Origin of the sequence: Indioceanicola profundi (assembly GCF_003568845.1) — a bacterium.
Classification (GTDB): Bacteria; Pseudomonadota; Alphaproteobacteria; order Azospirillales; family Azospirillaceae; genus Indioceanicola; species Indioceanicola profundi.
Genome location: NZ_CP030127.1, coordinates 858,893 through 870,437, shown reverse-complemented (window position 1 = coordinate 870,437; position 11,545 = coordinate 858,893). Strand labels below are relative to the sequence as shown.

At 65.2% G+C, this 11,545-nt stretch carries 9 protein-coding genes and 1 pseudogene; 5 read left to right on the top strand and 5 right to left on the bottom strand.

The window, feature by feature from the left end:
- Positions 1–48: 48 nt before the first annotated feature.
- The 3 genes and pseudogenes from DOL89_RS25085 to DOL89_RS25080 all read right to left on the bottom strand — a co-directional run bounded on the left by DOL89_RS25085 (position 49) and on the right by DOL89_RS25080 (position 1,425).
- Positions 49–393 carry an RNA polymerase sigma factor gene (locus tag DOL89_RS25085; RefSeq protein WP_162937716.1) on the bottom strand — a complete coding sequence of 115 codons (345 nt, stop codon included), beginning with the start codon at positions 391–393 and terminating at the stop codon, positions 49–51.
- A gap of 9 nt (positions 394–402) precedes the next feature.
- Positions 403–549 (bottom strand): annotated as a pseudogene (locus DOL89_RS26070) (hypothetical protein); the annotation flags it as partial.
- A 669-nt stretch (positions 550–1,218) separates the two neighbouring features.
- Positions 1,219–1,425 carry a hypothetical protein gene (locus tag DOL89_RS25080; RefSeq protein ID WP_162937715.1) on the bottom strand — a complete coding sequence of 69 codons (207 nt, stop codon included), beginning with the start codon at positions 1,423–1,425 and terminating at the stop codon, positions 1,219–1,221.
- Positions 1,426–1,464: 39 nt separating this feature from the next.
- On the opposite strand from DOL89_RS25080, the gene DOL89_RS20020 reads away from it, so the two are divergent.
- From DOL89_RS20020 to DOL89_RS25075, 4 genes are all read left to right on the top strand, one after another.
- Positions 1,465–4,029 (top strand): hybrid sensor histidine kinase/response regulator, encoded by a 2,565-nt coding sequence (locus DOL89_RS20020; protein ID WP_162937714.1) that lies wholly within the window; start codon positions 1,465–1,467, stop codon positions 4,027–4,029.
- A 125-nt stretch (positions 4,030–4,154) separates the two neighbouring features.
- Entirely contained in the window at positions 4,155–4,994 is an 840-nt protein-coding gene (locus tag DOL89_RS20015) for an aldo/keto reductase (protein WP_119681114.1), read from the top strand.
- 251 nt (positions 4,995–5,245) lie between these two features.
- Entirely contained in the window at positions 5,246–6,070 is an 825-nt protein-coding gene (locus DOL89_RS20010; RefSeq protein WP_119681113.1) for a DUF1206 domain-containing protein, read from the top strand.
- An 87-nt stretch (positions 6,071–6,157) separates the two neighbouring features.
- Positions 6,158–6,310, top strand: coding sequence for a hypothetical protein (locus DOL89_RS25075; RefSeq protein WP_162937713.1), 153 nt, complete (start codon positions 6,158–6,160; stop codon positions 6,308–6,310).
- A gap of 62 nt (positions 6,311–6,372) precedes the next feature.
- Here the strand turns inward: DOL89_RS25075 and DOL89_RS20005 are convergent, their stop codons facing one another.
- The gene (locus DOL89_RS20005; RefSeq protein WP_119681112.1) at positions 6,373–7,791 is read right to left on the bottom strand and encodes an MHYT domain-containing protein; all 1,419 of its coding nucleotides are present in this window, start codon (positions 7,789–7,791) and stop codon (positions 6,373–6,375) included.
- 373 nt (positions 7,792–8,164) lie between these two features.
- Positions 8,165–9,859 (bottom strand): AMP-binding protein, encoded by a 1,695-nt coding sequence (locus DOL89_RS20000; protein ID WP_119681111.1) that lies wholly within the window; start codon positions 9,857–9,859, stop codon positions 8,165–8,167.
- A 212-nt stretch (positions 9,860–10,071) separates the two neighbouring features.
- Here DOL89_RS20000 and DOL89_RS19995 point away from each other — a divergent pair, with 212 nt between their 5' ends.
- The gene (locus DOL89_RS19995; RefSeq protein WP_119681110.1) at positions 10,072–11,538 is read left to right on the top strand and encodes a PDZ domain-containing protein; all 1,467 of its coding nucleotides are present in this window, start codon (positions 10,072–10,074) and stop codon (positions 11,536–11,538) included.
- Positions 11,539–11,545: the final 7 nt, after the last annotated feature.

Below are 11,545 nucleotides of genomic sequence, written 5' to 3'. Positions count from 1 at the left end.
CTGTTCCATGTGTACCAGCCTGTCGAGGAGACCGCAGCCTTGCACGTGTCAGTGCTGGCGTCTGGCCGGGGCGTTCTGGAAAAGGCCGATCTGTTCGGCAATGAAAGCCCTGGCACGCGCCACGCGGCTGTTCAGACAAGCTACCGGAACGCCCAGCCGGGCGGCCGCATCGCGGTAGCTCAGCCCGTCGATGGTGACCAGGATCAAGGCTTCCCGCAGTTCCGGCGTCAATCTGTCCATCGCCTTCCGGGTGGCGCAAAGCTGCGACTGGTAGAGTATAGCATCTCCGCCATCCCCGCCGATCAGCCCGTCACGTCCGCCGGTCGCGGCTTCATAACGCTGGCGCGCCGATTTGCGGTTGTCCAGCCAGCCATTGGAAATGATACGGCGCATCCAGCTTCCCAGGCTATGCATGCTGTCCATCAGTCCCGGCCTCTGCGGTGCGCGCTCCGCCGCCGCCTGGGCGAAGTCGTCCCCATTGGCGACGCTGCCTGTCAGTGCGGAACCGAAACGTCGGAGGCCCGATAGCGCTACCGGCAATGAAGACATCGCACGGACATGTGCCGCAGGAGAATTTGGTTCTGTCGCCGCTTCACTTCCGCTGTCCGCTTCAGCCGCAACGCCCTTCCGAGGCCATTCGGCATCTGTGGCGCCGGAGGAAGAAGTTAACAGGGCCATGGCAAGTCGCCTGCGGTTCGAGAACTTCGGTCGTGCTCTGATGCGCTGTGAGGCCGTCCGGTCTCGACTTGCAAATCGCCCGACATTTTTATGAGGACATGAAATACGCAATTTTACTCATATTTTCTCGGAGGTATCGCTGTTTAGTCCGGGAACATGATGTCGGAGGTAGCATGTCTCCGCCGCCTATGCGGATTCGCGGATAGCAGATGTGGCGTAACTGGGTGAACCATCCGGGCCACTGGAAAGGCGGTTCCACATAGCAGGGCGAGGCCCGTCCGATCCTGCATCCCGCATCCTGCCACCTTGTTGAGCCCCTGACGCCTCATACGTAGGTTCCAGGTGGAACAGAAGTACAGATGCTACTAAAGTGCAGTTCTCATCCCATACGATCGTAATACTTCTATGGCGGTGGCGTGCATGCTCAAATGCGGAGCGATTAGCACTCTTTGAGCTGCGCAGGTGCTTCCCTGCCGGCGGGAAGTTTATAAATTCCGTGGCGAAATCATGAACGAACGGGATAGCACGGAGGTTGGCGCGCTATTTGGGGTGTCGCGCGTCGATCGTCGCTGGCCCGCCGGCCGCCTGATGTCCCTGATCCTTCTTGTCGGACTGCCGCTTGTGGCGTTCCAACTTTTCACGGTCTTCCAACTCCGGCAGTCGCGGGCGGTAGAAATCCGTGAGGAGGCGAGCCGGCTGCTGGATCTTCTGGAAGGCGAACAGCAGCGCATCGTCGACGATGTCCATCACGTGCTCCTAGCCATAAGCGAGATGGGTGTCGGCCGGATGGACCCACCGACCTGCCAGACGTCTATGGCCCGGATCAGGGCCAGCTATCCGCAATATCTCGCCATCAATGTGGCCGATAGCGAAGGAACGGTATGGTGCTCGACCGAGGCCGGCGCGGTCGGTCTTGCGACCGGGGACCGTCCCTATTTCCGCGAGGCGCTGGCGTCCGAGCGGGCCGTCAGCGGCCAGTTCATGCTGTCCCGCACCACCGGACGTCCGGCTATCCCCACGGCGCTTGCCTATCGTGACGGGACTGGCAATATCGCGGGCGTTGTCACTGCTTTTCTGGATACGGGGTGGTTGCGGGAATTTCTCGCCCGCAAGCCGCTGCCGGAGAATGCCTCCGTTCTCCTGGCGGACCGGAAGGGGACTGTGCTGGCGCGGGTGCCGGACATGGGACAACTGACCGGTCAGCCACTGCCGGACCGTTTCCAACGCCTGTTTGAGGAAACGACGCGCGGCGTGGTCGAGGTGGAGGGGCTGGACGGCATTCGGCGCACCACCGCCTATTCCCCGATCACGACAGGCTTTTCGGGTCTGTACATGCATGTCGGGATCGATCACGGCGCGGCCATGCGCCCTGTCCGTCGGGCCAGCTTCTGGTCGGTGCTGATTTTTGGGGGATTACTGCTGTTGACGGCACTCGGGTCTGCCTGGGGAGTGCGCCGGTACCTGCAGGTCCACCAGCAGGCCCAGCAGCACGCACTCCGGACCGCGGCGCTCCTGGCCAGCACAGCGGACGGGGTGATCGAGTTGGACCGGGAATGGCGCTTCACCTTCCTCAGCGAACAGGCGAAATCGCTGATCGCACAGGGGCGCGACCTGCTGGGTCTGACGCTGTGGGAAGCTTTCCCCGAATTGGCGAATGGCCCCATTGCCCGTGATGCACGTGAAGCTGTAGCCAAGCAGCGGCCAGTGGAAGCTGAGTTCCGGGGGGCGCGCACCGGCCGCTGGCTCTGGGTCCGTGTCTATCCTTCCAAGGACGGCATGTCGGTCTTCGTGCTGGACGTGACCAAGCGCAAGGAAGCGGAAGCGGCGTTGCGCGAGAGCAACGATGGGCTGAGCCTGGCTCTCGAATCAGCCCAGGCCGGCACCTTCGACTGGGATCTCCGTACCGGGCAGGGGCGTTGGTCCGAGGAAAGCTACCGTATCCTGGGGCTCGACCCGAAGATTCACCGCGCCATCAACGCCACATGGCTTGCGGCAGTCCACCCGGACGATGTCGAGAGTGCACAGATATCGGATCGGACAATGCCCGAGGCGGAGCAGCTGCCCTACACGCGGCTCGAATACCGTGTCGTGCATCCGGACGGATCGGTGCACTGGGTGCTGTCGATCGGCCGAATCCGCTACGACGCTGACGGGAGACCAGTGCATTTCAGTGGGCTGAACATCGACATGACCCGCCAGAAGGAACTTGAGCAGGCTTTGCACGATGCGAAGATGAGGGCGGATGAGGCCAATACGTCCAAGTCACGCTTCCTCGCCGCGGCGAGCCACGATCTGCGCCAGCCTCTGCAGTCCGCACTCCTGTTCGCGGGGACCCTCTACCGCCATGTCACGGACGAGCGTGGGCGTACCGCCCTGATGTCCCTGGAACGTGCGCTCGACGCGCTTAGGGACCTGCTCAACTCTCTGCTGGACGTGTCGCGATTGGATGCCGGCGTCATTGTTCCGCAGATCGCCGATTTCCCGCTCGCCCCGTTGCTGGAAGAACTGGACGACGCCTACGCGCCCGTGGCAGCCAGCAAGGGGCTGGACTTCCGGATCGTTCAGCCGCCACAGTCCCTTGCCGTGCGCAGCGATCGGTTGCTGCTCGGGCGCATGCTGCGCAATCTGATCGAGAATGCCATCCGCTATACCGGACAAGGATTCGTCCGCGTGTCGTGCGAGGTTGCGGACGGCCATGTTTCCATCCAGGTCGCCGACAGCGGCATCGGCATCTCGGCGGAACATTCGGCGCGGATCTTCGACGAGTTCTATCAGGTGGGGAATTCGGAACGGGACCGGACGCAGGGGCTGGGTCTCGGTCTAGCCATCGTTCAGCGCCTGTCGAAGCTGCTGGACCACCCCGTCGCACTGCGGTCCGACCTCGGAAAGGGAACCGCATTCTCAATCACAATTCAGGCTGCGGCAGCGGACGAACATGCGGAGCCCGCCGAACCGGCTGTTACGGAGCCCGAACAGGGGCGCGTCGCGGTTCTGGTCGATGACGACGTGATCGTCCTCATGGGGCTGCGGACGGCCTTCCAGAACTGGGGCTTCGATGTCGTCGTCGCCGGTTCCACGGAACAGGCGCTGGAGCGTGTGCAGGCGCTGGAGCGGGTGCCGGATGTCATCATCGCCGACTACCGCCTGCGCGACGACCAGGTCGGGACGGAGGCGATCCGGAAGCTGCGGGAGCGGATCGGCCGGCCCGTTCCCAGCATCCTGCTGACCGGGGAGATCGGCGCCGAATGCCAGAGGGATGCCGCGATGTGCGACGTGATGCTCGTTCACAAGCCGATCGCCCCGCGCCAGCTTCTCCAGTCCGTGCAGCGCCTTCTGGACGGGCGCGGATAGGATAGCAGTGCGGCCGCTGTTCCGATTGCAACAGTCCGCGCGCCTGCTTAGGGTCGATCGCCAGCTGGAAGTCGGGTATCGCCGATACGCCGGTTGCGGCCGCTCCGGTCAGGAAGGATGGAACCATGCGCCACCATGTCTTCGGCTCCACGGGACGCTCCGTCCCTGTCATCGGGCAGGGAACCTGGAACCTCGACCTGGATGATCGGCGCGGCGCAATCGCCGCCCTGCGTCACGGCCTGGAGCTGGGCATGAGCCACATCGACACGGCGGAAATGTACGGCGAGGCGGAGCCGCTGGTGGCAGAGGCCATCGCAGGCCGCCGGGATGAGGTCTTCCTGGTCTCCAAAGTGCTTCCGCAGAACGCTTCGAGGCGCGGGACGCGTGCCGCCTGCGAACGCTCGCTGGCCCGGCTCAAGACGGATCGGTTGGATTGTTATCTGCTGCACTGGCGCGGCGGACATCCTCTCGCGGACACTATTGAAGCGCTGGAGGAACTGCAGAGCGAAGGAAAGATACTCTCCTGGGGCGTCAGTAATTTCGACGAGGGCGATCTGGAGGAAGCGCTGGCCATCGTCGGGCCGGGGCGGATTGCCTGCAACCAGGTGCTCTATCATCTGGAGGAGCGGGCCATCGAGCACGCCGTCATTCCCTGGTGCGAGGCGAACAATGTTGCCGTCGTCGCCTACAGCCCCTTCGGCAGCGGCCAGTTCCCCGGCCCCCGGACGGAAGGCGGACGCCTGCTGGCGGAGATCGCCGACGCTCATGGCGCCAGTTCGCGCCAAGTGGCCCTGGCCGCCCTGACCCGCCGTCCATCTCTTTTCGCCATTCCGAAGACCGGGCAGCCCGTACATGCCGCGGACAATGCGGCCGCAGGCGGCCTTGTCCTGTCGGATGCGGAGCTGGCGCGGATCGACGCCGTCTTCCCGCGCGGTCCAAAGCCGCGCAGCCTGCCCATGATCTGACCAGCGGGGCCGGGGAACGGGCTCTTAAGTGACGGGCAAGCCAGTTAGATATTCGGCAAGCGTCCCGGCGCACGGCAATCTTGAAGCTATTAGCACTTGCAGTCGGAATGACGATGCCGCTGGCCCGGCTGCGTCATGCTGGCGGGCGGTCGAGCAGATCAGGCGGAACCAGCACCGGTCCGTATCGGTTTGAGTATTCCCGCCCGTTTTCGTCGGTCGGGGGATACCATCCTGACGGAGCGGAGATTGCCATGGTCGATCCCTTGCGGCGGGTGAGTTGGCTGGCGCGGCTGGGTTATGCCGCCCGCGGTGTGGTCTATCTGATCATCGGGTATTTCGCGATCCAGGCAGCCAGGGGCAGCGGTAGCCCGACCGACAGCGAGGGCGCGCTATCATCGCTGCTGGATGAGCCTATGGGCCGTATTCTGCTGGCGGTCATCGCCCTCGGCCTGCTGGGCTATTCGCTATGGCGGGCGGTCCAGGCCGTACTCGACGTGGATGACCATGGCGCCAGCGCCAAGGGGCTCGCCATCCGTGGCGGTCTTCTGGCCAGTGCCGTGATCCATACCAGTCTGGCGATTTTTGCCGTCGGCCTGGTCACCGGGTCCGACGGCGGAAGCGGCGGCGGCGGTGCCCAGGACTGGACGGCATGGCTGCTGGAAAAGCCCTTCGGGCAGTGGCTGGTCGGCGCTGTCGGTGTCGCGGTGCTGGGTGCCGCCGTCGGTCATTTCGTGAAGGCCTATAAGGCCGGGTTCCGCAAGCACATGTCGCCCGATCCGCAGGTGCGGCGCATCGTCGACCCGGTCGGTCGGGCTGGTCTTTCGGCCAAGGGCGTTGTCTTCATCATTCTCGGCGGCTTCTTCATTACGGCGGCTCTACATGCGGATGCTTCCGAGGTTGGCGGGCTTGGCGATGTGCTCCGCACCTTGCAGTCACAGCCGTTCGGGCCCTGGCTGCTGGGCCTGCTGGCGCTGGGCTTGATCGCTTTCGGCATCTACAGCATCGTGGAAGCTATCTACCGCCGGATCGACGCGCCGAAGGCGGTGCATCGGCTGCGGTCCGCGGCTGGCGGATAGGGCTGGGACGGAAGCAAATCCCGGAACGCTCCCCCGCCGGTTCTGTTGCTCCCGGCGTTCCGTCGCAACCGAACAAGGAAGATGAAAATGGGAGAGGACAAGAAGGCAACCGGCCCTGCGTCCGGAGGCAGTCAGGCCGGCGGCGGCCGTAAGGATGAGCCGGCTTTCGAGCAGGGCGCCAAGATCAAGCCGCAGAACGCCGATCGCGACAAGAAGCCGACGCCGGGCCACCCGGTCTGACGCGGCCCGGGCCGTCCGCAGTTCCGGCTGCGGGCGGCATCAGGCGCATTCACGAAGATGGGTCACACGCTTTCGAGTGCGCCCCGCACCGTTATCATGCTGTCAAGTTCGGCCAGGAAGATCTCCACCAGATGGGGATCGAAATGCCGTCCTGACTGCTCGCGGATCAGGGCCACCACCCGGCTCATCGGCCAGGGTTCCTTATAGGGCCGGGGCGACAACAGCGCATCGAATACGTCCGCCAGCGCCACGATCCGGCCGGATAGGGGAATTTCCTCACCCTTCAGCCCTCGAGGGTAGCCGGTGCCGTCCCATTTCTCATGATGGGTCGCGGCGATCTCCGCGGCCAGATCCAGCAGCGGCAGATTGCTGCCGCCCAGGATTTGGGCGCCGATCTCCGCATGGGTCTGCATCACGGCCCATTCGTCGGGATCGAGCTTCCCCGGCTTGTGCAGCACCCCGTCAGGTATGCCGATCTTTCCGATATCGTGCAGCGGCGCCGCTTCACGGAGGCGGTCGGCATATGCGCGGTCGCAACCCGCGGCCAGGGCAAGCCGATGCGCCAGCATGCCCATGCGGGCGACATGCTGTCCGGTGATGTCGTCGCGGAATTCGCCAGCCGAGCAGAGGCGCCGGATGATTTCGCGTTGCGTGGCCTCAAGCTGCATCTGCACGGCCTGCAGTTCGGCATTCTTTGCGCGCAGGGTCTCAGCTTCGCGCGCCAACGCGGACGAAAGCCTGCGGTCCGCGACCGAGGAGATCAGGGCGATGAAAAGGAGAGCCAGCGTGCCGGCCCCCACCGCCACTGCCAGGGGGCCGTTGGACAGGCCGTGCGCCTTCAGGTCAAGGGCATCCAACCTGATCACTGTGGAGGCGATTCCCGTATAGTGCATCCCGCAGATCGCCAGCGCCATCACGAGGGCTGCGATGGCGCGTTGCCACGCCGCCCATACATTGAGGGCGAGCCAGAGCGCAGCCGTCGCCGCGGCGATGGCGATCAGGATAGAGACGGTCCATAGAACGGGCGTGTAGGCGACACTGCCGGAGAGGCGGATCGCCGCCATCCCGGCATAATGCATGGCTGCCACGCCGAGCCCCAATATGGTGCCGGCCACCGCGAGCCGCCTGAATTCAGGCTGGCGCCCCCTGACCAGATAGAGCCCCAGCCAGACGAACCCGACCGCAATCGCCAGGGAAGCCAGAGTGAGGCCGGGCTCATAGGCAAGTTCGACTTCAGTCGAGTAGGCCAGCATGCCGACAAAATGCATCGCCCAGATGCTGCCGCCCAGGACCACGGCAGCACCGAAGTGCCATATCCGAGCCGCATGTCCGGAGGCATGGCGCAGGCGCTCCGCCATGTCGAGGGATGTGAAGGACCCGAGTGCCGCGATGACATAGGAGAGCACGACCAGCCAGACATCGTGCGACGATGCGGCGCCCGCTTCCGAAGTGAAGCAGAGTCCCGCGATTTCCAGATTCATGATGACAGCAGGCTCCGATCACACGGCAGCACCGTCCACCGATGCATCGTCGGAGACGCCTTCCGCTCAGCCAGGAACTTCATAAGGCACATCGAAGAGACCTGCCCATCGTGCTGCATACTCCACCCGAACGCCCGGAAAGACAGGGCGGCCAGTTTTTGCTACCGCCCCGCGGTTAGCGAAACGCTAACGGCACGCAGGATTTCGGACGTCCCATCCCGCCGGTGCCCGCGGTCAATCCAAGGATTGCACCAATTGCACTTTTTCGCAAATTTTAGATAATCCTGCGTAGGGCCTGCCCGGGAGCAGTACTGATACGGTACGGTGCCGGCCGATGCGGGAGTGCCCGCATCGGCCGGTCTGCGCCCTTCCTCTAGCCTTTCAGTTCAGGGAAATCCTCCTCCCAGAACTCCAGCGGCCGCCGCTCCGCCGGCATGGTCCGGGCAAGTTCCGCCTTGCGCAGTTCCACGCGCCGGATCTTGCCGGAAATCGTCTTCGGCAGGTCGGAGAACTCGATGCGGCGGATGCGCTTGTAAGGGGGCAGGGCGGCACGGATGTGCCGGAACACCTCCAGCGCCAGGGCCCGGTCGGGCGTGAACCCGCCGGCCAGGACCAGGAAGGCCTTCGGCACGGCTAGGCGGACGGGATCGGGCGAGGGGACGACGGCAGCTTCCGCAATCGCGTCATGCTCGATCAGGGCGCTTTCCAGCTCGAAGGGGCTGATCCGGTAGTCACTGGCTTTGAACACGTCATCGGCTCGCCCGACATAGGTCAGATAGCCGTCGGCATCCCGGCTGGCGACATCGCCCGTGCGATAGTATTCGCCCTGGGGCGGCTGTACCGGCTCGCCCGCCGCAGCTTGATATCCGGCCATCAGACCCGCCGGACGGGGATTGAGGCGCATAGCAATCTCCCCTTCCTCCGTCTCATTGCCGTCGGCGTCCAGCAGCACGACATCGTAGCCCGGAAGCGGCCGTCCCATGCTGCCGGGCTTGACCGGCTGGCCGGGCGGATTGCCGATCTGGGCCGTGGTCTCGGTCTGGCCGTAGCCGTCGCGGATATCCAATCCCCAGGCATCCCGCACCTGCTCGATCACCTCCGGATTCAGCGGCTCACCAGCCCCGACCACCTCGCGCAGCTTGACCGGCCAGGCCTTGAGGTCCTCCTGGATCAGCATGCGCCAGACGGTGGGCGGCGCGCACAGGCAGGTGACGCCATGCTGCACCATCGTGTCCAGAACGGCCCGTGCGTTAAACCGGCTGAAATTATAGACGAAAACCGTGGCTTCCGCGTTCAGCGGCATGAAGACGTTGCTCCAGGCATGCTTGGCCCAGCCAGGAGAGCTGATGTTCCAATGCACGTCGCCCGGCCGCAGCCCGACCCAGTACAGGGTTGACAGGTGCCCGACCGGATAGCTGCGGTGGGTATGCAGCACCAGCTTCGGCTTGGCCGTGGTGCCGGAAGTGAAATAGAGCAACATCGGGTCGTCGCCCTGGGTCTCCCCATCGGGGGCGAACTCGGCCGGCGCGTCATAGCCGGCTTCCAGCGCCCGCCAGCCGTCCGGAGCTCCGCCGATCGCGATCCGGTGGAAGCCCTCGCCCATGCCGTCGAACTTGACGCACTGTTCCTTTGTGGCGATCACGAACTTGGCCCCGCCGCGGCTCAGCCGGTCGCGCAACTCCTCCCCTTCCAGCAGGGTGGTGGCCGGGATCACCACCGCGCCGAGCTTCATGGCGGCCAGCATTACTTCCCAGAGCGGGGCCACATTGGGCAGCATAAGCAGGATGCGGTCGCCGCGCTGCACGCCCTCGCCGCGCAGCCAGTTGGCCAGGCGCGAGGACCGCTCCGAGAGCTGGGCATAGGACAGGCGGACGTCGCCGCCATCCTCCTGCACCACATGCAGCGCCGTGCGGTCATTGCCGCGGGCGATCGTGTCGAAATAGTCCAGCGCCCAGTTGAAGCGCTCCGTCTCCGGCCAGCGGAACGTCGCCCGCGCGGCGGCATAGTCGGTGCGCGCGGCCAGAAGCGCGTCGCGCGCGGCAATGAAGTTCTGCCCTGCTGTGGTCACGCGGTTCCTCCCGAATCCTGGTTATTCGTCGTTGCGCGGCAGTCTAGCCGCGGACTTGCGGATACGCGCCCATCCGGACTGGGTGCGCAGCCATCCCAATCAGGGTGCCTCGTTTCAGCAGGTGGCTCCAGGCAAGACTGCGGCAGTGGCCTCTACATCCCCCGTCTGCCGGGCTAATCTGCATCCATGCAACCCGGCCCGGAGATTCCCCCATGCCGCTTCGCCGCCTTGCTCCCGCACTGGCCTTGCTCCTGATCGGAGCCGGGTTCGCCGCCAGTCCTGTTCGGGCCGCGGAGGATGTGCTTCCCCGGACGGCCGCCCTCGGGGTGGCGCCCGTCGCAGTACCGCCGGAGCTGGTCGCCGAGGTCGGCGAGGGGCGCGGCGTGCTAGTGCGGCAGGTTCTGCCCGCCCTCAACGCGGAGCGGCTCGGAGTCCAGACCGGCGATGTGATCCTGGCGCTCAACGGCACGGCGATCTCCTCGCCCGCAGGGCTGGTCGCCGCCATTGGCGTGGTGCGGGCTGGAGATGCGCTGGAACTCACCCTTTGGCGGGACGGCCGGGAACTGACGGTTTCCGGCACGGCCGTCGGCAAGCCGGAGGAGACGTATCGGGACGCATCGGTCAGCTATGGCGCCGTGCCTTTCCAGGGCGGCAGGCTGCGCGACATCCTGGTGCTGCCGGAGGGGCGCCCGGATGCGCCCGTGGTCTTCATCATCCAGGGCTACACCTGTTCGTCCGTGGAGTCGCCAAGTCCGGACTTCATCTATTCCCGGCTGACTGCTGAACTGCTGGCCCACGGCGTCGGCACCTATCGGGTGGAAAAGTCGGGCATGGGGGACAGCAGGGGAACGCCGCGGTGCGATTCCATCGACTTCGAAACCGAGCTGGCCGCGTTCCAGGCCGGTTACAAGGCCATGATGGAAGTGCGCGGCATCCCGCCGGAACGGATCTTCATGTTCGGCCACTCGATGGGCGGTCTGGAAGCACCGCTGCTCGCCGCCCAAGGGCCGGCGCCGCGCGGCGTGGCGGTCTATGGTACCGTTCTGCGGAACTGGCACGATTATATCCTGGATGTGATCCGCATTCAGGACGTCGTCTTCGGCGACGGCGATCCGGTGCAGTCCGCCGAACGGGCGGAAAGCGCCCGCGAGACCCTGCGCCGCTTCTATCTGGAAAAGCGTCCGCCCGCCGATCTGGAAGCTGAGGACGCGCTGCATGGCCGCATTCTCAGGGATTTCCACGGCTGGGACGGCGAGGAACGACTGTTTGGGCGGCATTACAGCTACTGGCACCAGTTGCCCGAGCAGCCACTGACCGCCGCCTGGCGCGATACGCTGGCGGAGACGCTGGTGCTGCACGGGGCGGAGGATGCGGCGGCCGTGAATGATGAGGATCACCGCCTGATCGCCGAAGTCGTGAACCACTACCGGCCTGGAACCGCCTGCTACGTCGAATTTCTGGAGACCGACCATGGCATGGACCGGGTCGGCAGCCGTGGGGAGGTGCGCCAAGAAGCGCGGACGCAAGGTGAGGAGCCGGCGGCCGGCAACCCGCGCGTGGCAGAGGTGTTGGCGGACTGGGTAGCGGCCACCCTGGCCAAGCCCCCGCTCGGCACCCAGCCGGAGTCCGGTACGGAAAGCTGTGCAGGGATTCGGCTGACCTCGGCGGAACGCCGCTGAGGCAGCG